Origin of the sequence: Pseudomaricurvus alcaniphilus (assembly GCF_011440395.1) — a bacterium.
Lineage (GTDB): Bacteria > Pseudomonadota > Gammaproteobacteria > Pseudomonadales > Cellvibrionaceae > Pseudomaricurvus > Pseudomaricurvus alcaniphilus.
The window spans coordinates 81,638-106,410 of the sequence record NZ_JAAOIX010000007.1 but is presented as its reverse complement, the minus strand read 5'-3'; the positions used below and the strand labels follow the sequence as shown (position 1 = coordinate 106,410).

Here is a 24,773-nt window from a genome sequence, read left to right as displayed (position 1 = left end):
ATTCCCTTCCCACTAATCCCCTTCCACTAATCCCCGCACACCGCCAGCATGCCCTGGGTGACGAAGGGGATCATCAGGTCGTAGGCGGTCTGGAAATCATCTGAGTGACAGCGGCCCTCCGAGAGGCGGTCGATACGGCCGGTATTGGCCATGGTCAGGGTCAAGGCGCCGGACAGGTAGTGATAACACCAGTGCAGCTTTTCCGGCGTGGCGTTGGGCAGCGCCTGGCGCAACGCCGTCATATAGCGGTTGACCAGCGGGTCGAAGTTGCGGTGCATCAACTCCTTGCCCCACACCGCACTGCTGTTGATATAGGCCACCAGTGCGCAGTAATTTTGCCAGCCGGGGTTGGCGTTCATCTGCAGGGCCTGGATCGGCTTGAGGAAGGCGGTCACTATGTCCTCGACGCTGAGGCTGTCGCCCTGCGTCGCCTGCATTTGCTGCAGGGATTTCAGCCGCAAGTCGTTGATGATCTGGGCGCGGCGCAGGAATGTCGCCTCAAACACGTCTCTTTTCTTGCCGAAATGGTAACTGGCCAGGGCCACGTCCACTTCCGCCTGCTGGGCAATCTGGCGCAGGGTAACGCCGTCATAGCCGTGCAAAGCGAACAATTCTTCGGCGGCATCGAGTATTCGTTCTTTTTTTGATGGACTCTGTTCGCTGTCTGGCATGGCTTCAGAAACTACTTTCTTATCAATAGGTTATTCGGAAGTTTGGCGTGAAATCCGGGGCGGCGCAAGGGCTGAATGAGGTTGGGGCGAAACAATTTACTTGATTTTCAACAGCTGTTGAATTTAACTGGGGTCCCGCTGACTACCAATAAGAACGATCATGACTGCAACCCTGTTCAAATACCTGCTGGTGGCCTTCTACGCCCTGGCAACCCTGTGGCTGTCCTATATCGGCATGCGTAAAACCGCCGATTTAAAAGGCTTCTCTATCGGCAACAAGGATATGAGCCCCTATTTGGTGGGGGTGACCCTGGCGGCATCCATCGCCTCCACCGCTACCTTTGTGATCAATCCGGGCTTTGTCTACACCCACGGCGTCGCCGCCTATTTGCACTTCGGGGTGGCGGCCTCGGCCGGTATCCTGGTGGCGTTTATTACCCTCACCCGGGGCTTTGCCCGCATTGGCGCCCGCAGTGGCGCCATCACCATTCCCGACTGGATCTACCACCGCTACCAGCACCGCGGCCTGAGCCTGTTCTTTGCCTTTATCAACTTGTTGTCCATCGCCTTTGTGGTGCTGATTCTGGTGGGTTGCAGCCTGCTGGTGAGCAATATGTTTCCCCTGTCGCGGGAGCTGGCGCTGGTGCTGGTGTTGCTGTTCGTGTTCAGTTATGTGCTGATGGGTGGCACCTACGCCCACGCCTACACCAACACCCTGCAGGGCATAATGATGCTGGCCATAGCTGCCTTCCTGGCGTTCGATGGCTGGTACCACTTCGACGGAGATGTGCTGCAGAGCCTGCGCAGTGTCGGGGCGAATTACGCGGCCCTGGTCAATCCGGACTCCGAGCTCTACGGCACCTACCTGTCGGTGTTTGTCAGCGGCTTCGTGGTGACCTTTGCACTGATGCTGCAGCCTCACATACTCACCAAAACCCTGTACCTGAAGAGTGAGGCGGACACCACCCGCTTTATCGTTACCGCCACCCTGGTGGGGTTTGTCTTTTCGCAGATGCTGTTGCTGGGTTTTTACGCTCGTTTGGCGGGGGTGGAGAGTCCGGTCCAGGACGCGGTGGTGGTGAATTATTTGCTGTTTGAATACGGCAATAGCGAGGCGGGGCAGTTGCTGCTGGCGTTTATTTTTGTGACCCTGCTGGCGGCTGGCATGAGCACCCTGGACGGGATTCTGGTGTCGCTGTCGTCGATGGTGGTGAACGATATTTACCTGCCCCTGAGCGGCAAGACGGGCAGTGCCGGTGGTCTGCACTTGTCCAGGGTGGTGTTGGTGGGTGTCGGTTGTATCGCCGCGCTGTTGGCCTGGAATCCACCGCAACTGGTGGGGCTGTTTGCCCAGAAAGGGGTCTATGCCCTGGCGGCGGCGTCGGTGGTGCCCATCCTCTTTGGGGTGTTTGTGCAGCGCCCGCTGAGCCCGCAGCTGATGTTCTGCTGCGCCGCGGTGGGACTGTTCGGGCATTTGTGCCTGAACCTGTTTATGGGGGTCGCCAACCCGGCGGTTTCGGCCACTCTGGCGATTGCCGCGGCGCTGGTGCTGGGCGTTGCCGGTCTGCTGTGGCCGCAGCGCTCGCCCCGAGTGGTTGAGCTGGAGTAAAAAAACCTTGACTATTCAACGTCTGTTGAATAGTGTGCGCTCAACAAGCGTTGAAGGCGTGGGCAAGAACCTGATAGTCGAGGGTGTGTCATCCGCGGGCTGTGGCTCTGGCGGTTGCCCTTCTTTTCTGGGGCGGGAGGATAATACCAGCGTATTTTGCGACCCGCCGGGCACTGTTACCGCCGCAGTTGAGTCGCATTTGTGAGCGGGCTGGCACAAGCGGCCTGCGGGCCATTGAGGAGACAACAGCAATGACTGTATTTGCTTCCCCGGCGCCCTTGCTGCCGGAGATCCTGGCGCTGCACGGCAAGTGGAAGGGTGACAAGCCGGCGCTGGTGTGCGCCGGGCAGTGGCTCAGCTGGCGTGACTTCAGTGACTCCCTGAACCGGGTTGCCAATGCCCTCGACCGGCACGGCGTGGGCCAGCGCGACCACGTGGTAGTGCTGATGAACAACGGCATTGAGATGGTGCAGGCCATGTTCGGGATCATGGCGGCGGGGGCGGTGAGTGTACCGATCAACCTGTCGGTCAGCGACGCCGCCATTGCCGGCATGATCGAGGATTCAGGCGCCAGCGCGATTGTTGTGACCCCGCCTCAGGAGGCCCGGATTGAGGCCCTGCGCGCGTCATTGCCGGAAAAAGTGAAACTGCTGGTCACGACCGGCACCGGCAACCAGGACTTTATCGGCTGGCGCGACTTTCTCGGCTCCAGTTCGGCGGCGACGCCGGCGGTCACTATCGAGCCGGACGATCTGCTCAATATCATTTACAGCTCCGGTACTACGGGGCTGCCCAAGGGCATAGCCCACACCCATCGGGGCCGGCGCGACTGGGCTTACGACCTGGGTATCGCCCTGCGTTATCACAGTGCCGCCAGGACCCTGTTGACCATTGGTCTCTACTCCAATATCTCCTGGGTGGCGATGCTCACTACCCTGCTCGCCGGCGGTACCCTGTTTGTGCACGAGAGTTTTGACGCCGATCATTTTATTGCCAGTGTGGAGCGGGACAGGATCACCCACACTGCCATGGTGCCAATTCAGTACCAGCGGTTGGCGGAGCGCCTGCGCCAGCGGCCCGATGCCGATGTCTCGTCCATGCAAGCGATGATGTGCTGCGGCTCGCCCCTGCACGAATCCCTGAAGCAGGAGATTTACCAGCGTTTCAACGGCGGAATCATTGAGTTGTACGGCCTCACCGAGGGCATCATCACCACCCTTGACCCGGAAGAAGCCGAGGGTCGCTGGGCCTCGGTGGGCAAACCGCTGCTGGGCACCGATATTGTCATATTGGGGGCCGATGACCGGCCGCTGCCGGCGGGGCAGGCGGGCGAAATTGCCGCCCGTGGCCGCATCAGTATGCCCGGTTACTACAATCGCCCCGAGGCCAACGAAGAGGCCTGCTGGCGGGATGAATTGGGCCGAGCCTGGCTGCGCTCGGGGGATATCGGTCGCCTCGATGAACAGGGTTACCTGTATATTGTCGATCGCAAGAAAGACATGATTTTATCCGGTGGCCAGAACATCTACCCGCAGGATATAGAGGCGGTGTTGATTGAGCACAGCGCGGTCAATGATGTGGCGGTCATTGCCGCCGGCAGCCAGCGCTGGGGCGAGACCCCCATTGCGCTGGTGGTGCTGGAAGCGGGCGTCGAGGAGAAGCCGGACCTGATCAAGGCCTGGTGCAACCAGCGGGTGGGCAAGCAGCAGCGCCTGGCGGATGTGATTGTGGTGGACGCGTTGCCGCGCAACCCCAATGGCAAGGTCCTCAAGCGGGAACTGCGTAAACAGTATGCCGAGCGACAATACAGCTAGATGGGATGTAATGTGAACAAGCACTACCGCGATGTCTGGTACGTGAGCGCCGATGGTTTGCGCCTCTACGCGCGGGATTATTCGCCAGTAATTGGGCGCCGGGCAAACGAGCGGCAGGCGCAGAGCCGGGTCACCCTGCTCTGCATGCACGGTTTGACCCGCAACTCGGCAGATTTCGAAGGCCTGTGCGAGGCGCTGCGGCGGGATTACCGGCTGGTGGTGCCAGACCAGCGTGGTCGCGGTCGCTCCGCCTATGACCCCGACAGCAGCCACTACCAGCCGGCGCAGTATGCCGCCGATATGTTGGGCCTGATCGAACAACTGCAACTGGAGCAGGTGGTGTTGATTGGCACCTCCATGGGCGGTTTGATGGCTATGATACTGAACGCTCTCAAGCCGGGTTTTTTCAAGGCAGTGGTATTAAACGACATCGGCCCGGAAGTGAACCCGGCCGGGCTCGAGCGTATCAAGAGCTATGTCGGCAAGGATCGAGCGGTAAAAAGTTGGGAGGCGGCGGCGGCCGAGGCCCGGCGCCTCAATGGGGCGGCGTTTCCGGACTATACTGACGCAGACTGGATGCGGTTTGCCCGGCGAACGTTTGGCCTGGATAGTAGTGGCAAGTTGCTGCGTCTGTACGATGCCGCCATTGCCCGACCTATCGCCAGCGATGCCGGCAGCGCTGTGCCGCCGGATCTCTGGCCACTGTTCGCACAGCTGGCGGCACAGCCTCTGCTGCTGGTGCGAGGCGAGTTATCGGACATTTTGACGGCGGCGACTGTAGCCAAAATGCAGAGCCTGGTGCCGGACATGCAGTACCTGGAGGTGCCGCGGGTGGGACACGCGCCGATGCTGGATGAGCCCCAGGCAATTGCGGCCCTGCAGATCTTTTTAAATGAGCTTTCCAGCAGCGAGCTGGAATAAAAAGCAAGCGGAATAACAAAGCGAGTCGGAGCAAAACCGGCCTATTAAACTACCAACCAACGACGACACGAAGAGTGACGACACCACAAGTAGAGGTACGATACTGATGGAGCTAAACAGAGCGGTAATTGCCATAACCGGGGGCGCAGGCGGATTGGGTATGGCGACAGCCAGGAGACTCGGCCAGGCGGGCGCTAAAATTGCATTGCTGGACCTGGGTGGAGACGCACTGGCGGCAGCGGAAGCGCAGCTGCGCGAGGCCGATATTGAAACCGTGGGTTACGCGGTGGATATCAGCAATGAGGATTCGGTCGAGGCGACCTTCAAGAAAATTGGCACTGACTTCGGCCAGCTCAACGGCCTGTTAAACAGCGCCGGAATTATTCGGGACGGCAACCTGGTCAAGTACCGGGACGGAAAGCAAGTCAACAAGATGTCCATGGCGACATTCCAGGCCGTGGTAAACGTCAACCTGGCAGGCACGTTTCTGTGTGGCCGGGAAGCCGCGGCACTGATGATTGAAACCGGGCAGCCGGGCTGCATTATCAATATTTCCAGCATCAGCGCCGCCGGCAATATGGGGCAGAGCAATTACTCGGCCGCCAAGGCCGGCGTAGAGGCATTGGCAGTGACCTGGGCAAAAGAACTGGCGCGCTATAAAATCCGTGCCGCGGCGATTGCGCCGGGCTTTACCGATACGGGCATGCTGCAGGACATGAAGCCGGAAGCACTGCAAAAAGTGGAAAAGATGATTCCCCTGGGTCGGCTGGGTATGCCCGATGAGATCGCCAAGACCGTAGAGTTTATCCTCTGCAACGATTATCTCAGCGGCCGGGTGATTGCCGTCGATGGCGCCTTGCGCATCTAGTTGTTAGCCTGTGGTATAGGGACTTGCCACAGCGCGTATCATCCCGGTGCAGGTTTTCTCGCCTGCACCTGTTTCCTGCCTTCAACACTACCTACCCGCCACAATTCCCGCTACAACTCCCACTACCACTGAAATACAGCCAGCGAAGTTTGTTGCCGGCGCTGCACTCTCAGCGGTTTTCCAGGCGATTGTAATCCATCCAGCCCGCCAGGTACGGCTGCTGCCGGCGATACAGGGCTTGCACCCGATCGCTGTGCTGCCAGAAATCCGGATTGCTGCGGCGCACGCCAAACCGGTCGAGCAGGCGGCGATAATCCTTTTCCGTTTGCAGCTCGGCAATCGCCGCAACCAGCTCCGGCAGCTGCTGCTCCCGCACTCGCAGAAAAGTGTTGGGATAATCCACAGATATGCCGTAGGTGACCGCGATGGAATCTTCCTGGGGCAGGCGGTTGTCCTGTTCGAACAGCAAGCTGGTGATATTGAGGTGGGCGCGGTTGGCGAGCACGGTATAGAGTTTGTCGGCACCATTGTCGCCCTCCACCAGCAGGATGGTCGATTCCGACAGCAAACTGGCCGGGGTGCCTTGTACCTCCTGCAGGCGCTGCAGCGCCTTGCGCTGGGGCTCGGTTACCGCCGGGTTGTCCAGGGTATAGTTTTGGTCCAGCACGGCGCGCAGCCGATAACGGAGCCACTTGTACAATTCCTCCTTGGGGTTAGCGCTGGAGTAGGGAATATCGGGTTTGCCAATCTCGTCTATTTTGTAGCTGTACAACTGGTCGTGCAGGCGCGAGCTGGCATCCCGATACCAGAAATCCCGCAGTCTGACGCGCTCTTTGGGCGGCAACAACTTGAGAAAATTGTACTCCCCCTCGATGCGCAGAAAATCCATGTACAGGCGTGTGTTGAGTTGGTGCCCGACATTGCCGTAGACATCGAAGTCGGCGGTCAGCAAATAGTGAATGCGCTCCAGCAACGGGTAGTCGATCACCCAGGCGGTTTTGGGGGCGTTGCCCACCAGGCCTTTCACCACGGCTGCATCATCGTAGTTGCGAAACACGGTCAGGGCGGCGTTGGGGTTGTGGCTGTCGCCATCCCATATCAGGTCCAGGTCGATGGGGTTGTCCTTGAACACCTGTTTCAGGCCGTCGGCCTTGGCCAGCAGGTACTGGCGGTGCAGCTTGGAGTAAGTGGTCCAGTAGGACAGCACACCGGCGTTGCTGCCCTCTATGCCCGGCAGGCGCAGGTTTTTGGTTTGCTGTTCCAGAAAACCGTCCAGCATGGGCAGGACCGTGGCGTCGGGGTTGACAAAAAATACCCAGAAGTGATCGTTGATCACGTCCACGGCCACCGGGCCGCGACACACCGGCCCCTTGATAAAGCCGGCGATAAAGTAGTGGGACTCCTCCAGCAGGAAGCGGTAGCGGGAGGCGGCTGGAATATCGCGGAAGGTCTTGAACGGATTGAGGTTTTCCGGCTCGTAACCCGGCAGCCGGGCAACGCTGTAGTCCGGTTCAAAGAACAGTTGTTGCAGCCAGGTCATGCGCTCCTTGCCGAGGGCATAGGGCAGGTGGGTCTTGGTGACGATAGTGGCGCTGTGACGCTGGAGGCGGTAGTAGGGCTGCTTGACCCCGGGGTTATCGCCGGGGCGGCGGGTGGCGATCACCTCAATGGGCTGGCCGGGGGGCGTGGCGGAGCGCACCAGTTTGAAATACACCCTGCTGTCCGGGGTGTCGGCCAGGTCGTTAAAATAGAGGTTGGCGAGGAACAGGTGCTCGTAAATATAGCGTGCCACCAGTTGCGCTTTGGCGGAATCCTGATTGAGGAACGCCTCCCAGTTGTCGATCTGCTGCTGGTGCCCGGCAGACAGTGGCGGCAGATCGCCCAGCGGAGCGCCGTCTTCGATCCAGCGTGTCATAGTCTGCATTTCTTCGGCGCTTAAGCCTGGCAGTCCGTAGGGCATACCGGCCATGGGGTTATCGCTGGCGTAATCGGCAAAGTTCTCCACTGCCGGGCAGTGGTTTTCGCGCTTGAGTGAGAAATCGAATTTGGCGGGGTTTAGAACAGCTCGCTGTGGCAGCGGGTGTTGCTGTTTTAGCTGCAATACCTGATAGAGCAGGCTGGCGCTTCTGTTGGCCTCGGGGGTTTGCTGGCGCTCGTTCAATACCGGGTAAAAGCCTTGGGCGCGCCACTGCTCTGTGGTTTGCTGGTCGGTAAACAGGCGGGTGGGCTGGGCGGCTATAAGGCGCTTGCCGCTGTATACCGGTACATCGGTGATACCGCGATCGATACCGGCGCTGGAATTCAGCTTTAACTGGCAGGGGGCATCATAGCAGGCATGGCAGCTGATGCAGCGGCTGTCGAGGATGGGCTTCACCTGATCGAAAAAAAATTCACCGGCGGCACTGTCAGCCTTGTGCAGGCGCGCCTGCACCTGCGCTTTGCCATAGTGTTCGTTGAGCTCCTGGGCGCCGAGTGTGGCGCAAGCGGCGACCGTAATAAACAGCAGCAAGAGGGAGGGGATTTTTACAGAAGCTGAAACAAAAGGGTACTTCGGCATAGTTGCTGGTCTGTGCTTAATGGGTTGTGCTTAAGGGCGCGGGTTAAAAATTGTAAACGGACGGTGGCACCCCAGTTGTACCATATATACTCAGTGGCCGGTGGAAAAGTTTGCCGTAAATGGCTGGCTTCCAATGGTGTCTACTTCCTCAGCCAGATCAATCATTCCTGCTGCCAATGGGGCGACAAGTAACGCTGTTAACGGCTTGTAATATTGTGGCGTGTTCAGGATCAATTCACTCGTCTGCTACGGGACCCTAAATGTTCAAATTCAAAGGTGCGGAAAATAATATCCTGACCGCCGATATCGTCGGCCACTCTTCTTGCCAGCCGGTGTTGTTGCTGCACGGTGGTGGCCAGACCCGCCATGCCTGGCGGGACTCCGCGAGCATGCTGGCCGACGACGGTTATTTCGCTATCTCTGCAGACTTGCGTGGTCACGGGGACAGCGACTGGGTGGCATCTGGCCAGTACTCGATTGCGACATCGGCGGCAGATATTGCCTGCATTGTCAGTCACCTGGATCGGCCTGCTATTCTGGTGGGGGCGTCCTACGGCGGTTTGTCCGCAATGTACCTGGCCGGCCTTCATCCCGAGCTGGTACGCGCGCTGGTACTGGTGGACGTAGTGCCGAAGATCAATACGGAAGGAGCCGCCGGAATCCAGGCCTTTATGCGCAGTGCTCCTGACGGCTTTGGCAATCTGGAGGAGGCCGCCGATGCTATCGCCGCCTATATTCCTCACCGCGAGCGCCCGAAAAATCTCGACGGGCTGCAAAAAAACCTGCGCCTGCGCGATAACGGTCGTTACTACTGGCACTGGGACCCGGCTTTTTTACAAATGAAGCGGCCCGATGATATGTTCGAGCAGCTGGTGGAACGCGCTAAAAAAATCGAGGCGCCGACCTTGCTGGTGCGCGGCAGCAAGAGTGATGTCGTCGACGATGAGGGAGTCGAGCACTTTCGCGAGCTGATGCCTCACGCCCAGTATGTTCAAGTTGAAGGCGCGGGCCATATGGTGGCCGGTGATGAAAACAATGCCTTTCATGATGCGGTGATCAATTTCCTGCAACAATTGTAATCGTTGTCACAGGCTTCCGGGTTGAGTGTTCCTTGGCAAGCGACACCGTGGTTTTTAGTTTCGATTAGCTATGTCAGTGAATTTTAATATTAATAATTGGAAGAATAGGCGCTGTCTAAATCCGCTATAGTTAGCATAGTTGGCCACGAATGTGGCCGAGGGAAAGCGTCCAGCTATTAATTTATCTCCAGCAATGCAATAACGGGTTCGACATAACAACAAGATAAAGCGCGCCAATAATAACCAAGTCACTAACAGCTTGACCGGAGAGTACACCATGTCGAAGGCATCAGCGTCACAGTCTCGCCCGCAATGGGCAGCATTCTTTGAACCAACAACCATCAGACAAGCAATCTCCAGGCAAGCGACAGACTGGCAACTGCGGTCATTCAGCAGGCATCTGGTCAGCGCTATTTTGCCGCTGGCACTGGCAATTGCCGCGGCAACGGGCAGTGCCGCCAATGCGGCAGCGCAAGATGAAATCATCGAGGAAGTGGTCACCATAGGTACCCGCTCGAAAGGTCGCAGCGCTGAGGAGGTGCCGGTGCCGGTGGATGTGTTGACTGCGGATGCCCTCAAGCAGACCGGGCAGACCGAGTTGGGGCGCATGCTGCAGCAAACAGCCCCCTCCTTTAACTTTTCCAGCTCCTCCATCAGCGACGGCACCGATGCCCTGCGCCCCGCCACACTGCGGGGGCTCGGCCCCGACCAGACCCTGGTGCTGATCAACGGCAAGCGCCGCCACCAGGCGTCGCTGATTCACATTAATACCTCGGTGGGCCGGGGTACGGCCGGCACCGATATGAATGCCATTCCCGGAGCCTCAATCAAGCGGGTGGAAGTGCTGCGCGATGGTGCCGCTGCCCAGTACGGCTCTGACGCCATCGCCGGGGTGATCAATATCATTCTCAAGGACGATGCTGAGGAGGGCAGTGTCTCCGCCTCCTACGGCGAGTACAGCGAGAGCGATGGCGAAACCTTTAATCTCGATCTCAACAAGGGCTTCGCCCTGGGTAATGATGGCTACCTCAATGCCACGGTTAATTTTCGCGACCGCGGCCGCACCAACCGCGCCGACCCCCAGGGTGGCTGTCTCTACGGCGGTTGTGTGGATACTGACAATAACGGCTTTTTTGAGCCAGCCCCGGGCAATGAAGACCGCGAAGTCAACGGCCCCGGGCGCGACGGTTTCCGCATTGGTGACGCAGATTCACAACAGGTGGCCCTGATATTGAACGCAGGCGTCGCTTTGGGCGAGGGCGAATTGTACGGTTTTATTACCTACTCCAAGCGCGACAATCAGTCCGGCGCCTTTTATCGCAACCCGGCTGGCAGTGGCGCGGCCTTGAGCGATGGCAGCAACCCGGTAGACCCGGATGGCTTCTTGCCTATTATCCAGTCGGACATCAAGGATTTTTCCACCAATATCGGTTATCGCGCTGAATTTGGCAATGACACCACCGTGGATGTGTCCTACACCCACGGTAAAAACACCATCGACTACACCACCGAAAACAGCGGCAACTATTCCTATGCCAACTTTTTGCGCTTTGGCCAGGGCTTAAGCGACGCCGATGTCCGCGCCGGCATGATTCGCGACGCCTACGCCTACGGTCTGGAGTTGGAGCTGGAGACCATCGATCTCGACGTCACCCAGATTTATGGCGATTTGGCGCTGGCGTTTGGTGTCCAGTTGCGTACCGACACCTATATGGTGAACGCCGGCGACCAGTACTCCTATTTTGATTACGACACCGTAAACGGCACTCCACTCTACCCGCAGAATGCCGGCGGCGGCATCCAGGGTTTTAATGGCCTGGCGCCGGAGTCGGAAGTGGATGAATCCCGGGATGTGATCTCGTTTTACGTCGACGGTGAATATCAAATCACGGACGATTGGCTGGTGGCGGCGGCGGCTCGCTACGACGACTACGACGGCTTTGGCGATACCGTCAACTTCAAACTCGCCACTACCTACGCCGTAACCGACAGCTTCCGCATCCGCGGCGCAGCCAGTACGGGTTTCCGCGCACCCTCCATGCAGCAGTTGTACTTCAACAACATCAGCACTCAGATTCGCAGCACTGGTGCGGTGACCGTGGGTACGTTCCGCAATGACAGCCCGGCGGTGCAAGCGCTTGGCGTACCACCGCTGAAGGAAGAAGAGTCTGACAACCTGAGCCTGGGCTTTATCTGGAATATTACCGACGCCTGGACCCTGACCGTAGACGGCTACAGCATCGATATCGATGATCGCATCGGCATCAGCGACCAGCTCGAAGCCATTGATGATCCGGTCAGTCCGGTTACCGGGCCGCTGGCCTCGGCGCTGGCATCGGCGGCGGTGGGCAGGGCCCAGTTCTTTCTCAACGGTGGAAATACTGAAACCCGCGGTGTCGATATTGTCACCACTTACTCGGGTATTGAGCTCGGCGCGGGGTATGTGGATGTGACCCTGGCGGCCAATTTTACCAACACCAACGTGACCGATATATTTGTTCCCACTGCTGGCGCCCTGTCCGGGGTCAATCCGGAAGTGGTGTTCAGCGCGCAGGACATCTCCATCGTCGAAGAGTGGCAGCCCCAGGATCGCATCAGTTTCAGTGCTGTCTATATCCTCGACCGCCTGACAGTCAATATGGCACTCAATCGCTACGGTAAATACACCGTGTTGGACGATCATTCAGATCCAGATTTGCGTTCGCAGACGTACGGCGCCGAGATTCTCACTGATCTGCGCTTAGCCTGGCAGTTTACTGACGGCCTGAGCGTGTTTCTGGCAGGCAATAATATATTTGATGTCACTCCCGATGAAGCCACCAATGTAAATGTAGCGGGTGGGCGAGGCGGGCTGTTTGAATCCGTTCCCGGCGCCCGCGATATGGCCAGCGACACGGTGTTTCGCTACTCCCGCCGCTCCGCCCCGTTTGGCTTTAACGGCGCTTACTACTCAGCTGGCGTCAGCTACAGCTTTTAACTCGCAGGTCGCCTTGGCGCAGCGTTACCGCTACGCCATCCGCGGCCGCTGTTGTGCAGCACCCTGATCGTCAAGGCGCCGCCGTTCCTGTGCGGTGGCTGCTTTGTAGTGGTACCTCCGCTGTGCAGCAGTTAGCGTTTCTTTACCGCAATTAGCGGTTCCTCCCCGGCGCTGGTGGGATCACTGCTGCGGCCGTGCTATTGTGGCCCTCCGAGACCACCAACCGAGACCCGCAGCAGGTCGCATCCAGATCCAACATGACGCCAGTTATCATTCGAGCTGTTCTGTTCAGCGGCCTTCTCCTGTTCGCCTCCTGTTCCGCATTGAGCGCAGCAACCCATCCCGCTGAGCGTCCCAGAGTTGCCCTGGTCCTGTCCGGCGGTGGCGCCCTGGGGCTGGCCCATATCGGCGTCCTCAAGGCGCTGGAAGAATTGCGGGTACCGGTGGACTGCGTGGTGGGCACCAGTATGGGGGCCATGGTCGGCGGTATTTATGCCGCCGGCATGGCGCCTGTGCAGATGGAAACGGTATTGGCCGAGACCGATATTTCGCGGCTGTTTGATGATCGGCCGCCGCGTGAACAGCGGCCCCAATTGCTGAAAAAAGACGACTACCGGCCACTGTTCGATTTTGCCGTCGGCTACAAGAAGCGCAAAGTAGAGATGCCCAGCGGTGCCGCCTCTGGATACAAATTCGAACTGTTTATCAAGCAGGCCATTGGCATTGGTCAGGCCCAGGTAAAGCTGGATTTCGACCGTTTGCCGACCCCCTATCGGGCGGTGGCTACGGATCTGGAATCCGGCGCTATGCAGGTGTTTGAGAGCGGCAGCTTGTCCCGGGTGATGCGCGCCAGCATGTCCCTGCCGGCCATTGTCGAACCGGTGGAAATTGATGGCCGGGTCTATATCGACGGCGGTCTGGTGCGCAACCTGCCGGTGGATGTGGGCAGAGAGCTCTGCGGTGATGTGGTTATCGCGGTGAATATTGCCACCCCCGCCAAGACCCGCGAGCAGATCCGCGGCTCGCTGGCGGTGGCACGCCAGGCCATCACCCTGTTGACCATTCAAAATATCAATCGCTCAATCGCCGAGCTGTCGGACGACGATGTGCTACTGGAACCGGACCTGGAAGAGTTCCATGTCGCCGCCTTTGCCGGCCAATTTGAAATAATTGAGCGCGGTTATGAGGCCGCCATGGCCAGCCGGGCGGCACTGGAGCAACTGGCGCTGGCGCCGGAGCAGCACCGCCATTGGCTGGCCGCGCGGGAGGTGAAAAAGGCAGCCCCCTTGCGGATTACTTCGATTGCGGCCAATACCGATGACCGGATGGTGAGTCGAGTCATAATGCGTGATATCCACACCGGCCTGGACGAGCAGTTTGACCTTAAACAACTGCACGACAATATCATCAGCGCCTATGGGCGCGGCGACTATTCCTACATCGATTACTCGGTGGTACCTGACGGCGAGGTGGCGACGGTACTGATTGATGCCAGCCGCAAGCCCTGGGGGCCGGGTTACCTGAAGTTTGGCCTGGGTGCGGCGACGGATTTCAGCAGCCCCACCCATTTGAACCTGGCCGCCAGCTACCGGCGCACCTGGGTGAACTCCCTCGGTGGCGAGTGGCGCGGTGATCTGCAACTGGGTTATGAGAGCGTTCTGGGCGGGGAATTTATCCAGCCGCTGCAAATCGGCGACGGTGCCTTTTTGTCACTCGCCGGTGCGTTGCGGCGCTATCCGGTGCAGCTCTATGCCGGGCAAAGTCGCATCGGCGAAGTCCTGATCAAAGGGCTGGATCTGGAGTTTACGGTCGGCGCCAAGGGCTTGTTGGGGGAAATGCGTTTTGGCCCATTTATGGAATATATGGAGAGTGAGCCGGATTTTGGCTTTTTTACCGAGCAGGTGGATGAAGAGGAACTCTACCAGGCCGGCCTCAAGTTCAGCAGCATCTACGACCAGCTGGACAGTTACGCCTTCCCCAGCCGCGGCCTGCTGGGCAGGCTGGAGATCAAGGCGGCCAGCCGCAAGTGGCAATCCGAGAACGAGTTTATTCGCACCCAGCTGCTCCTCCACGGGGCCAAAAGCTATGGTCGCCACACCCTGGCGGCAAAGCTGGAGTGGGGCGAAAACCTCGGCACCGAAGAGCCCTTGCCGGTCTACAACCGCTTCAAGCTGGGTGGCCCCCAGCGCCTGGCGGGCCACTTTATCGACCAGTTCACCGGCAGCCGTTACAACCTGGCGTCGCTGAGCTACTACCGTCGCTACTCGACCTTGCCGTCGCAATTGGGGCAGGGTCTGTACACCGGCGCGGCGCTGAATTTGGGCCGCATAGATGACCCGCTGATGCTGGACCCCTGGGGCTGGATCGGCTCTGCCAGTGTCTTCTGGGGGGCCGATACCGTGCTCGGCACGGCCCTGATTGCCTACGGTTGGTCGGACAACCGGCAGAGCAGCTGGTATATCACCCTGGGGCAAAACTTCTAGGAGCCTGTCGGACTTAGGTGCCCGTAGCGAGAGAAAGTCCGATTTGAGTCAGTTTTTAACCATTTTTGAGGCGAATAGTGGTTCTATTTAACGAGAAAATGGTTAAAAAATGGCCAAACTCGGCTTTTTCGCAGCAGGGCAACCCTAAGTCCGACAGGCTCCTAGGCCAGCTGGGTACTGCGCCCTGCGCGTCGGTGGCAGGCGCAGCGGGGGAGCACTCGGGGGAGCATTAAAGCCAGCGCGCACCGCACTAAATGGCCCTCAGCACAATGGCTGGCCCAGCGGGTAACTGTGCTCGCAGTGATAGATCGAACCGCCGCTGGCGGTAACGCTGGAATAGAGGCCGAAACTGTCAGCGGTGAAACGAAGGTCAGTCGGTACCGGCTGCTGCAGGAAGTTTTCCAGCACCGCTGCAGCCACATGGGGTTTGCAGCGGGCCAGGGTGATGTGCGGGCGGTAGGGGCGCCGTTCCGACTTGAGGCACGGCTGCAGGGCAGTGGCCAGTTGCGCCTGCAGTTGCAGCAGGGCCGGCTGTTCCGCCAAACCTGCCCACAGCAGCGTGCCGCGGCGATTGGAGCCGAATTTGCCCAGCCTGTTGGCCTGCAGTTCGAAGGGCTGTGGCAGTTGGCACTGGCGTAGCGCCGCGCGCAGCAACTGATCGACTTCGTCGACCCGGGCCTGGCCGATAAAACTCAGGGTCAGGTGCATTTGGGCGGCACCAACCGGTCGGACTTTGCGCTGTGGTGACGGCGCCAGGGGCAACAACTGCTGTTGCACGGTTTGCGGCAGGGGGATGGCGGTAAACAGCCGCTGCTGCAGCGAGGCAGTGGCGGAGTCGTGATCGCGGCTCAGGTCCATGCGTAATCCAGAATTTTTTGCCGCTGGCCGACGCTGCTGAGGGTGCCATAGGCGTAGTGACGCTCACCCAGGCGGTTGCGACAAAACACCTCGGCGCTGGCCTGGTGGCCGTGGCGCAGCAGCAGGCTCGCCTGCAGGGCAAGCGCCAGTTGTTCAACCCGTATCCTGGCCAGGAATTCGTCCGTTTCGCTGTGGGCTAATTGCCGCTGCAAGTGGTGCCAGTATTGGTCAAAATGCGGGTCCATGCCACCCGCACTGTCAATGTCGGCGCTCAGGGCTGCCAGGCTGGCGGGTTCGCGCTGCATGGTGCGCAACACATCCAGGCATTGGACGTTGCCACTGCCCTCCCAGATGGCGTTGACCGGCGCCTCGCGGTAGAGCCGCGGCAGGATACCGTCCTCCACGTAGCCATTGCCTCCCAGGCACTCCATCGCCTCGTAAATAAAGCCCGGTGCCCGCTTGCACAGCCAGTACTTGCCGATGGCGGTGGCGAGGCGCAGGAAGGCCCGCTGGACCGGGTCGCCATCGCTTTGGTCCAGCGCCCGGGCTACCCGCATGGACAGGTGCAGGGCCGCTTCACTGTCGATGGCGAGGTCGGTGAGGACGTTTTGCATCAGTGGCTGTTGCAGCAGAATTTTGCCGCCGACCTGGCGGTGGCGGCAGTGGTGCATGGCCTGTACCAGGGCCTGGCGCATCAGGGCGGCTGAGCCGACCATGCAGTCGAAGCGGGTCAGCGCCACCATCTCCATAATGGTGTTGATGCCGCGGCCTTCGTCCCCCAGCAGCCAGGCAAAAGCGCCGCGAAACTCCACTTCGGTGGAGGCGTTGGAGCGGTTGCCCAGCTTGTTCTTGAGGCGCTGGAAATAGAGCTGGTTGAGGCTGCCGTCCGGGCGCCAGCGGGGCAGCAAAAAACAGCCGAGCCCGGCCTCGGTCTGCGCCAGCACCAGGAAAGCGTCGCACATGGGGGCTGACATAAACCATTTGTGGCCGGTCAACAGGTAGGCAGGGGCGAGGTCGGAGGTGCCGGCCGGGGTGGCGCGGGTGGTATTGGCGCGGACATCGGTGCCGCCCTGTTTTTCGGTCATGCCCATACCGATGGTCAAACCGGATTTCTGCTGGTAGGGCAAGTTGCGCGGGTCGTACTGGCGGCTCAGCAGGCCCGGCTCCCACTGGGCGGCCAGGGCGGGGTTGGCACGGATAACCGGCAGCGCGGCGAAGGTCATGGTCAATGGGCAACCGCTGCCCGAGTCGGCCTGGTGGTGCAGGTACTCCATGGCGGCCCGGGCGCTGTGGGCACCGGCCTGGGGCTGTTGCCAGGGCAGGGTGGGCCAGCCACTGCTCACCGCTGCCGCCATCAGTTGGTGATAGGCGGGGTGAAAGCGCACTTCCTCAATGCGGTTTCCACAGCGGTCATGGCTGTGCAGAATCGGTAGGTTGTCGTTGGCGAGCGCACCGGCGGCCTGCAGGCTGCTGCCCACCAACAGGCTGTATTCGTGCAGCTGGTCTGTGGCCCACTGGGCGCCGCCCAGGCGTATCGCCACCTGCAAGGCGTGATCGCGCTGCAAGGGGTTGTATTCCCGCAGCTCCGGGGTTTGGTTGAAGACCTCGTGGGTGGCACCGCTGTTATTATCTGTGGCGGTCATGGGGTTGCTCCTCAGCTTTGAACAGTCAGTCAGCGCACAGAGCGGTAGACCTGGGTGCGGCTGCGCTTGCTCAGCACCAGCTGCCACAACTGGCCCTGGCGCGAGCGGAAAAAACCGGCGCAACTCAGCAGATAGTATTTCCACATGCGGTAGAAACGCTCGGGGTAGTGGCTGCGTAAATTGTTTTTCAGATCATCCCAGGCGGCGTCGAATTTGTGCCACCAGGCCATCAGGGTGCGATCGTAATCCTGGCCAAAGTTGTGCCAATCCTCGATCAGGAATCGATTGTCGAGCTCTCTGCACAGGGATTCAGCCGAGGGAATCTTGCCGTTGGGGAAAATATACTTGTCGATCCAGGGGTCGGCGTAGCGCAGGGTCTTGTAGCTGCCGATGGTGTGCAGCAGAAACAGGCCGTCGGCTTTGAGCAGGCGCTGGACACTGTCGAAATAGTGCCCATAGTTTTTCTCGCCGACGTGTTCAAACATGCCCACCGAGACAATTTTGTCGAACTGACCTTGCAGTTCGCGATAATCGCTGAGTTCAATCCTGACCGGCAGCCCGCGGCAGCGTTCCCGGGCCAGTGCTTGCTGCTCCCGGGAGACGGTAATGCCCACCACATCGACACCGTAGTGGCGCGCGGCGTGGTGTGCCATGCCGCCCCAGCCACAGCCGATATCCAGCAGGCTCTCGCCGGGCTGCAGCTCCAGTTTGCGACAGATCATATCCAGCTTGTGTTGTTGCGCCTGGTGCAAGTCGTCGGCCCGGGCCCAATAGCCGCAGGAATAGGTCATGCTGGGGTCGAGCATAGCCTCAAATATATCGTTGCCGAGGTCGTAGTGCTCCTCGCCGACCTGGAAGGCGCGGTGCAGGTTCTGCAAGTTGAACAGTTGCTGGCGCAATACTTCCAGCAGCAGCCGCAACCTGGCCAGGCCGGGCAGGCGAGTGTCGACATTCGCGGCCAGCAGCCGGGTAAACAGCTGGTCGAGTGCAGGGCAATCCCAGAGACCATCCATATAGGCTTCGCCGAAGCCCAGTGAGCCATGGGTCAGGATGCGGCGATAGACACGAGGGTCGTGCACCTGGATGTCCCAGAGTGCGGCGCCGTTAAAGCGGATGCCGGCTTGTGCGGCGAGATCGCGCAGTACCGGTGGCGGCGGGCAGGCATTGGGGGGGCGCGGAGAAAAATCGTAAAAGTCGTCGGCATTTTGCATTTTAGCTATCCCCTCCTGCAGTCAATGCGCCCCCTCCTGCAACCCGGGTTCGCCAGGCTCCCTTTAAAGCCGGCGGGTTCTCCATTTCAGGTTGCGGCCGCTATTCAGGCCGGCTGTTAATGTGCAAAATGTGCGCCAGAGAAACTAGTCAAGAGTAATAGCCAGGGGGTCACGCAGTGGCAGGTTGTTGCTATATAGATAGGTTTTGGTGGCCATAGTTCAACCGTTGCGGGCCGGGCAGAAGCCGTTCGTTGGCCACCGGAACAGCGGAAAATACAGAGGAGTCAGGAGATGTTGCTATTGGCCTGCGGTCGATGGACGCACCGGCAAAAGGCGCTGGTCACAGTGGTGGTTGAAAAGGCGTGTGCAGGTGTGCCTGTGAGGGTAGATGAGACCGTGCACGGGACAGTGCTTGCGAGAATACTTGCGACAGTGCTTGCGAGAGTGCTCGCGGTTGGCGCACGGCTGCTGCTACCCGTGCCGCTCTGTCTGCTGTTATTGTGCGGCAGTAACCGCGTGTTGGCGGCGGAGGCCCTGGTCGCGGTGGCCGCCAATTTCCTGCCCGCCGCGCGGGAGCTTGCCGCGGCATTTGAGCACAGCAGCGGTCATAAACTGGTGTTGAGTGCCGGCTCCACGGGCAAGCTGTACGCGCAAATCGTCCACGGTGCTCCTTTCGAGGTCTTGCTTGCCGCCGACCAGCAGCGGCCCCTGCTGCTCGAACAGCAGGGGCTGGCGCTGGCGGGCTCGCGCTTCACCTACGCCAGGGGCAGGTTGGTACTGTTCAGTCCGGACCCGGCGCTGGTGGATGCGCAAGCCAGCATCCTGCGCAATGCCGCGGCAGTGGGCAAGCTGGCCATCGCCAACCCCAAAATCGCGCCCTACGGGCTCGCGGCCCAGCAGGCAATGCAGGCGCTGGGGGTCTATGAGAGCCTGCGCGGTCAGCTGGTGCAGGGGGAAAATATTGCCCAGACCTGGCAGTTTGTCGACAGCGGTAACGCCCGCCTCGGCTTGGTCGCCCGGTCACAGGTACAGGGCAGTGAGCGCGGTTCGCACTGGGTAGTGCCGGAAACACTCCACGCCCCCATCCGCCAGGACGCGGTGTTACTAACGCGGGGCTCGAGCAATGCCGCAGCCAGCGCCTTTCTGCAGTATCTGCAAGGCGAGCAAGCCCGGGCCATTATCCGCAACCACGGTTACGACCTGGAGCGGGAATGCCGTGGCAGGGAGGCGGACTCTGCCCGGTGCGATCCCATTGAGGAAGAATTTTGATGCTGCGATGACAGTGCTGGTGAGCTGCAATAATTGCAGGCCGGTCTGCTCGAGTGCTACAGTTGTGCGGCACTTTGCCAGACAGGGTGGCAGAGCGTCGGAGCAAAAATATAAACCAAAAAATCATTGCATCAAGGGTGGCCGAACAGAGTAAAATGGCGGCCGCGCTGTCACCAGCGCCGCTCCGGATTCAATAGCGGTCCGGAACCATTAACGGAGAGTAGCTCAGCATGGTAGAGCACTGCCTTCGGGAGGCAGGGGTCGCAGGTTCAAATCCTGTCTCTCCGACCAATTTGCCCCGGCGTCGTATGTGTGTACTTGCTCGACGGCGCCTGCCCTGCCGCAACTGTCCTGTTGCAATCGTCCGGTTATAGCTGTCCGGTTGTAGTTGTCCTGATGCACTTGCCCCGCAAAGTTTTTTGTTACTGCCTAAGCCATTTACCATAGGCCAGTCGCCATGCATACAGACGGCTCCAGCAGCACTACCAGCCCAACAGGCGCGCCCGGCCGCGCTGAACTGGCAGCGATATTCAGCGAGTTTATCGACCCCGCCTTTGTGATTGCGGACCCTGAAACCCAGCGCCCCTACGAGTGCGACGGCCTCTCCATGTACTGCCAGCAACCGTTGCTGGTGGTGTTGCCGGAGACCGCAGCACAGGTGCAGCGGGTATTGCATATTTGTCACCAGCGGCATATTCCGGTGGTGGCCCGGGGCGCCGGCACCGGCTTGAGTGCCGGCGCCATGCCTCACCCGGACGGGGTGTTGTTGTCGTTGGCCAGGCTCAATCGCATTCTGGAAATTGACCCCGAGGCGCGCACGGCGCGGCTGCAACCGGGGGTGCGCAACCTCAGTATCAGTGAGGCGGCCGCGCCCTTCGGTCTCTATTACGCGCCCGATCCCTCGTCCCAAATCGCCTGCACCATTGCCGGCAATGTGGCGGAAAACTCCGGCGGTGTGCACTGCCTGAAATACGGATTGACCGTACACAATGTGCTGGGCGTGGAGTTGCTCACGGTGGCGGGAGAGAGTATCCGGCTCGGCGGTGAGGCGCTCGACAGCGCCGGTTTTGACCTGTTGGCACTGGTTAACGGCTCTGAGGGCCTGTTGGGAGTGGTGACGGAAATTACCGTCAAGCTCCTGCCCGCACCCGCCCAGGCGCGGCTGGTGATGGCGGCGTTCGACACGGTGCAGGCGGCTGGCAATGCAGTGGGTGCGGTGATTGCGCAGGGTATTATTCCCGCCGGGCTGGAGATGATGGACCGCCACGCCATTGTTGCGGCAGAGGCATTCTGCCAGGCTGGTTACCCAACCGACGCCAACGCCCTGCTGTTGTGCGAACTGGACGGCTCGGCCGAGGAAGTGGCGGAATACGCGCTGCTGGTGGAGCAAATTTTCCAGCAACAGGGCGCCACTTCTGTTCGTGTTTCCCGCGATGAGGCGGAGCGGGCGCTGCTGTGGAAAGGACGTAAATCCGCTTTTCCGGCGGTGGGTCGAATCTCGCCCGATTACTATTGCATGGACGGCACCATTCCCCGCGGGCAACTGGCCTATGTGCTGGAGGAGATGGAAAAAATGTCGCAATCCTACGGTTTGCGGGTGGCCAATGTGTTTCACGCCGGCGATGGTAACCTGCACCCGCTGATCCTGTTCGATGCCAGTGTGCCTGGCGAGTTTACCCGGACCGAACAGTTTGGCGCCGAAATCCTGGCGCTGTGCGTCAAAGTCGGGGGCTGCATCACCGGTGAGCACGGGGTGGGGGTGGAAAAAATACGGCAAATGGCGGTGCAGTTCAGCGATCTCGAGCTGGCCCAATTCCACGCCATCAAGGCTGCTTTTGACCCGGCCGGCACCCTCAACCCCGGCAAGGGCGTACCCCTGCTGAAGCATTGCCAGGAGTATCGTGCGCTGGGCCACGGTACTGAGCCCAACGATCGGCCGACCGGCAACTCCGCCGTCCGCCACCGCTAAGGCATCGCAGTGATGGCGGATATTACTGCGCAGCTGGTCGAACAGGTCAATACTGCCCGTACCGAGGGCAAGTCGCTCAACATTGTCGGCCGCGGCAGCAAAGCTTTTTATGGGCGCCATGCTGATGGGCGCCATGCCCGGGGCGAGGCTATTGCCGTCGCCGCACACCAGGGAATCGTCAGCTACCAGCCGCAAGAGTTGGTGCTAACCGCCCGGGCTGGTACTTCATTGGCGGAGATCAATGCGGTGTTGCAGGAACAGGGCCAGATGCTGTCGTTCGAGCCGCCGGGGTTTGGCGCTGACGCCAGTATCGGTGGCACCCTGGCCTGCAACCAGTCGGGACCGTCGCGGCCCTGGCGTGGTTCGGTACGAGACATGGTGCTGGGTTTGCGGCTGATTAATGGCAACGGCGAACAGCTGCGCTTTGGTGGTCAGGTGATGAAGAATGTCGCCGGTTACGATGTGTCCCGCTTGCAGGCCGGAGCTATGGGTTGTCTCGGCATCATCACCGAGGTTTCCATCAAGGTAATGCCGCGGCCGGCCGCCAGCCTGAGCCTGGTGAGCGAGTGTGACAGTGCCCAGCGCGGGATCGAGATTATAAACCGGCTGTCTTGCCGGTCGCTGCCGTTAACTGGTGCTTGCTGGCTGCAGGGCAAACTGTATTTGCGTTTTGCCGGGGCAGCAGCGGCGGTGGAGAGCGCGGCTACCGGGATTTGCCGAGACTACCCCGGTACCTCGAGTCTGCCTGCTGACAATCGCTTTTGGAGCCAGTTGCGCGAACAGCAGCTGGAGTTTTTTAGCGGCGACTCACCCCTGTGGCGTTTCTCTGTGGGTAGCAGCCTTAGCCACCTGTTGCCCGGGGCCGACTGGCTGATCGACTGGGGTGGGGCCCAGCGCTGGTTGCGCAGTGCAGATCATAGCCTGCAGTCGTTAAATGAGCTGGTGCCTGCCGGGCGCGGCGAGGTCTGTGGCTTTCGTCACGGCGACCGCAGTGGCGAGGTTTTTCCGCCGATGGCGGCGCCGCTGCAAGCGCTGCACCAGCGCCTGAAAGCGGCCTTTGATCCGGCCCGGCTGTTTAACCCCGGTCGTATGTACGCCTGGTTATAGGCGGAGAAAAAACATGAAGATCGATTTACACCCGCTGTTTCTCGGCACGGCTCAGGGCGAGGAGGCCGAGGCCATTGTGCGCAGTTGCGTCCACTGCGGTTTCTGCACCGCCACCTGCCCGACCTACCAACTGCTGGGTGACGAGCGCGACGGTCCCCGCGGTCGCATCTACCTGATCAAGCAGTTGTTGGAGGAGGGTTCGGCGACGGAAAAGACCCGCACCCACCTGGATCGCTGTTTAACCTGCCGTGCCTGTGAAACCACCTGCCCTTCCGGCGTGCAATACGGACGGCTGGCGGACATCGGTCGCGAGATAATGGAACAGCAGCAGCGGCGTCCCTGGCGGCAACGACTGGTGCGCTGGGGAATGCGGCAGGTACTGCCCTATGCCCCTCGCTTTACACCGCTGTTGCGCATCGGACACTTATTGCGACCACTGCTACCGGCAGCAGTGGCCAACAAAATACCAGCCCGGCAAATTCCTGCGCGCCGACCGCAGCAGCGTCATGCTCGAGTTATGCTGGCGCTGGCCGGTTGTGTCCAGCCCGGCGCCACACCGAATACCAACATCGCCGCTGCACGGGTGCTGGATAAGCTGGGTATTACCCTGCTGGAGCCTTCCGGGGCCGGTTGCTGCGGCGCACTCAGTTACCACTTGTCGCAGTCCGATGAGGGGCTGGACTTTGCCCGCCGTAACATCGACAGCTGGTGGCCGCTGGTCGAGCAGGGGGCCGAGGCGGTGGTGGTTACGGCGTCCGGTTGTGGCGTCATGGTCAAGGAGTACGGCCGGTTGCTGGCGGCCGATCCGGTCTATGGGGAAAAAGCCAAAGCCGTCAGTGCGCTGACACTGGACCTGAGTGAAGTTGTCGCCGCAGAGGATTTGTCGGTGTTGCAACTGCAACACAGGGATCAAAAAATCGCGGTGCACTGCCCCTGTAGCCTGCAGCACGGCCAGCAGTTGCCCGATACGGTGAACAACATTCTTGCTAGCCTGGGTTTTCCGCTGGCACAAACCCGCGACTCACATTTGTGCTGTGGTTCAGCGGGTACTTACTCGATCCTGCAGCCAGCCCTGAGCCAGCAATTACTGGCCAACAAGGTCGCAGCGCTGAGGGTGGATAATCCGCACCGAATTGTGACCGCCAATGTCGGCTGCCAATTGCATTTGGGCAGTGCAGCAGGGATTCCGGTGCAGCACTGGATTGAAATTATCGATGAGGCTTTGGTCGCAGACGCAGTGGCTCCTGATTAAGGCAGGCGCCGCGTTATTTTGATGGGCAACCCGTGCCGACAACAAAAGCAGTCGCAACGCTGCATCGGGAAAATATCAATTATTAGAGGTGCCCTTAACACAGTTGCAGTGAATCTTTCCACGAGAGCAGTGATACAAACTCTGCAGAGGTGCGTAGTAATACATGAAGAGCCTAGTGCTGTGAAACTTTGGTAGTGCAGGAATAAGGAATACCAGCATGCCAATGAAATCTGAATGCAAATTCAGGTTCCATAGGGAGCGATAGACTAAAAAGAAATAACTGCACAATGCCTAAGTATCGCTTCTTATTGGCATCACGGTTCGAGCTTGTGTTATTGGTTACAAGTCGAAGCTGCACGTCGAACAGCGACAGAAGTACCAGGGCGTTGTGAGCGTGGTTTACCGGCGAGCAAGCACGCCAGCAACAGCATCACAGTGATTTGTTGCTGTACAGTGAGGAAGGGAGTTGTCATACCACGGAAGTT

16 protein-coding genes and 1 tRNA gene are annotated in these 24,773 nt (G+C 59.8%); 12 read left to right on the top strand and 5 right to left on the bottom strand.

The features are described 5' to 3' along the window. Positions 1-26 precede the first annotated feature (26 nt). Entirely contained in the window at positions 27-671 is a 645-nt protein-coding gene (locus G8764_RS14280; protein ID WP_166165338.1) for a TetR/AcrR family transcriptional regulator, read from the bottom strand. A gap of 160 nt (positions 672-831) precedes the next feature. On the opposite strand from G8764_RS14280, the gene G8764_RS14275 reads away from it, so the two are divergent. The 4 genes from G8764_RS14275 (at position 832) to G8764_RS14260 (ending at position 5,883) form a co-directional block, all read left to right on the top strand. Continuing rightward, positions 832-2,280 carry a sodium:solute symporter family transporter gene (locus G8764_RS14275; RefSeq protein ID WP_243748816.1) on the top strand — a complete coding sequence of 483 codons (1,449 nt, stop codon included), beginning with the start codon at positions 832-834 and terminating at the stop codon, positions 2,278-2,280. Between the two features lie 251 nt (positions 2,281-2,531). Further along, positions 2,532-4,094: a class I adenylate-forming enzyme family protein gene (locus tag G8764_RS14270; RefSeq protein WP_166165337.1), complete on the top strand. Its 1,563-nt coding sequence runs from the start codon at positions 2,532-2,534 to the stop codon at positions 4,092-4,094. Positions 4,095-4,106: 12 nt separating this feature from the next. Continuing rightward, complete coding sequence (locus G8764_RS14265) at positions 4,107-5,015, top strand: alpha/beta fold hydrolase (RefSeq protein WP_341806398.1); 909 nt, start codon at positions 4,107-4,109, stop codon at positions 5,013-5,015. A gap of 106 nt (positions 5,016-5,121) precedes the next feature. Next, on the top strand, positions 5,122-5,883 hold the full coding sequence (locus G8764_RS14260) for an SDR family oxidoreductase (protein WP_166165335.1): 762 nt from the start codon (positions 5,122-5,124) through the stop codon (positions 5,881-5,883). A gap of 169 nt (positions 5,884-6,052) precedes the next feature. On the opposite strand, the gene G8764_RS14255 is transcribed toward G8764_RS14260, so the two are convergent. Beyond that, the gene (locus tag G8764_RS14255) at positions 6,053-8,440 is read right to left on the bottom strand and encodes a fatty acid cis/trans isomerase (RefSeq protein WP_166165334.1); all 2,388 of its coding nucleotides are present in this window, start codon (positions 8,438-8,440) and stop codon (positions 6,053-6,055) included. A 260-nt stretch (positions 8,441-8,700) separates the two neighbouring features. On the opposite strand from G8764_RS14255, the gene G8764_RS14250 reads away from it, so the two are divergent. The 3 genes from G8764_RS14250 (at position 8,701) to G8764_RS14240 (ending at position 14,979) form a co-directional block, all read left to right on the top strand. Continuing rightward, on the top strand, positions 8,701-9,519 hold the full coding sequence (locus tag G8764_RS14250; RefSeq protein ID WP_166165333.1) for an alpha/beta fold hydrolase: 819 nt from the start codon (positions 8,701-8,703) through the stop codon (positions 9,517-9,519). A 277-nt stretch (positions 9,520-9,796) separates the two neighbouring features. Continuing rightward, entirely contained in the window at positions 9,797-12,496 is a 2,700-nt protein-coding gene (locus G8764_RS14245) for a TonB-dependent receptor plug domain-containing protein (RefSeq protein WP_166165332.1), read from the top strand. Between the two features lie 257 nt (positions 12,497-12,753). Then, positions 12,754-14,979, top strand: a complete 2,226-nt coding sequence (locus G8764_RS14240) for a patatin-like phospholipase family protein (protein ID WP_166165331.1) — start codon at positions 12,754-12,756, stop codon at positions 14,977-14,979. Positions 14,980-15,240: 261 nt separating this feature from the next. Here the strand turns inward: G8764_RS14240 and thpR are convergent, their stop codons facing one another. Genes thpR through cfa form a run of 3 tightly spaced genes read right to left on the bottom strand, consistent with a single transcriptional unit; the run spans position 15,241 to position 18,691 of the window. Next, positions 15,241-15,837 (bottom strand): RNA 2',3'-cyclic phosphodiesterase, encoded by a 597-nt coding sequence (thpR, locus tag G8764_RS14235; protein ID WP_166165330.1) that lies wholly within the window; start codon positions 15,835-15,837, stop codon positions 15,241-15,243. Continuing rightward, entirely contained in the window at positions 15,828-17,480 is a 1,653-nt protein-coding gene (locus G8764_RS14230; protein ID WP_166165329.1) for an acyl-CoA dehydrogenase family protein, read from the bottom strand. The genes thpR and G8764_RS14230 overlap by 10 nt, the downstream gene beginning before the upstream one ends. Before the next feature lie 29 nt (positions 17,481-17,509). After that, entirely contained in the window at positions 17,510-18,691 is a 1,182-nt protein-coding gene (gene cfa, locus G8764_RS14225) for a cyclopropane fatty acyl phospholipid synthase (RefSeq protein WP_166165328.1), read from the bottom strand. Between the two features lie 444 nt (positions 18,692-19,135). Between cfa and modA the strand changes: the two genes are divergently transcribed. The 5 genes from modA (at position 19,136) to glcF (ending at position 24,288) form a co-directional block, all read left to right on the top strand. Further along, complete coding sequence (gene modA / locus G8764_RS14220; protein ID WP_341806397.1) at positions 19,136-19,960, top strand: molybdate ABC transporter substrate-binding protein; 825 nt, start codon at positions 19,136-19,138, stop codon at positions 19,958-19,960. A 214-nt stretch (positions 19,961-20,174) separates the two neighbouring features. Further along, a tRNA-Pro gene (locus G8764_RS14215) sits at positions 20,175-20,251 on the top strand. Positions 20,252-20,417: 166 nt separating this feature from the next. After that, positions 20,418-21,929 carry an FAD-linked oxidase C-terminal domain-containing protein gene (locus G8764_RS14210; protein ID WP_166165326.1) on the top strand — a complete coding sequence of 504 codons (1,512 nt, stop codon included), beginning with the start codon at positions 20,418-20,420 and terminating at the stop codon, positions 21,927-21,929. A gap of 12 nt (positions 21,930-21,941) precedes the next feature. Beyond that, entirely contained in the window at positions 21,942-23,036 is a 1,095-nt protein-coding gene (gene glcE / locus G8764_RS14205; protein ID WP_166165325.1) for a glycolate oxidase subunit GlcE, read from the top strand. Between the two features lie 13 nt (positions 23,037-23,049). Beyond that, the gene (gene glcF / locus G8764_RS14200) at positions 23,050-24,288 is read left to right on the top strand and encodes a glycolate oxidase subunit GlcF (RefSeq protein WP_166165324.1); all 1,239 of its coding nucleotides are present in this window, start codon (positions 23,050-23,052) and stop codon (positions 24,286-24,288) included. The last annotated feature ends 485 nt before the right edge of the window (positions 24,289-24,773 follow it).

Excerpts from the sequence above, each read along its gene's own strand:
- thpR (WP_166165330.1), bottom strand. The coding sequence starts at position 15,837 with ATGGACCTGAGCCGCGATCACGACTCCGCCACTGCCTCGCTGCAGCAG.
- G8764_RS14230 (WP_166165329.1), bottom strand. The coding sequence starts at position 17,480 with ATGACCGCCACAGATAATAACAGCGGTGCCACCCACGAGGTCTTCAAC.
- G8764_RS14260 (WP_166165335.1), top strand. The coding sequence starts at position 5,122 with ATGGAGCTAAACAGAGCGGTAATTGCCATAACCGGGGGCGCAGGCGGA.
- cfa (WP_166165328.1), bottom strand. The coding sequence starts at position 18,691 with ATGCAAAATGCCGACGACTTTTACGATTTTTCTCCGCGCCCCCCCAAT.
- G8764_RS14210 (WP_166165326.1), top strand. The coding sequence starts at position 20,418 with ATGCATACAGACGGCTCCAGCAGCACTACCAGCCCAACAGGCGCGCCC.
- glcE (WP_166165325.1), top strand. The coding sequence starts at position 21,942 with ATGGCGGATATTACTGCGCAGCTGGTCGAACAGGTCAATACTGCCCGT.
- G8764_RS14250 (WP_166165333.1), top strand. The coding sequence starts at position 8,701 with ATGTTCAAATTCAAAGGTGCGGAAAATAATATCCTGACCGCCGATATC.
- G8764_RS14240 (WP_166165331.1), top strand. The coding sequence starts at position 12,754 with ATGACGCCAGTTATCATTCGAGCTGTTCTGTTCAGCGGCCTTCTCCTG.
- G8764_RS14280 (WP_166165338.1), bottom strand. The coding sequence starts at position 671 with ATGCCAGACAGCGAACAGAGTCCATCAAAAAAAGAACGAATACTCGAT.
- G8764_RS14245 (WP_166165332.1), top strand. The coding sequence starts at position 9,797 with ATGTCGAAGGCATCAGCGTCACAGTCTCGCCCGCAATGGGCAGCATTC.
- glcF (WP_166165324.1), top strand. The coding sequence starts at position 23,050 with ATGAAGATCGATTTACACCCGCTGTTTCTCGGCACGGCTCAGGGCGAG.
- G8764_RS14255 (WP_166165334.1), bottom strand. The coding sequence starts at position 8,440 with ATGCCGAAGTACCCTTTTGTTTCAGCTTCTGTAAAAATCCCCTCCCTC.
- G8764_RS14270 (WP_166165337.1), top strand. The coding sequence starts at position 2,532 with ATGACTGTATTTGCTTCCCCGGCGCCCTTGCTGCCGGAGATCCTGGCG.
- G8764_RS14275 (WP_243748816.1), top strand. The coding sequence starts at position 832 with ATGACTGCAACCCTGTTCAAATACCTGCTGGTGGCCTTCTACGCCCTG.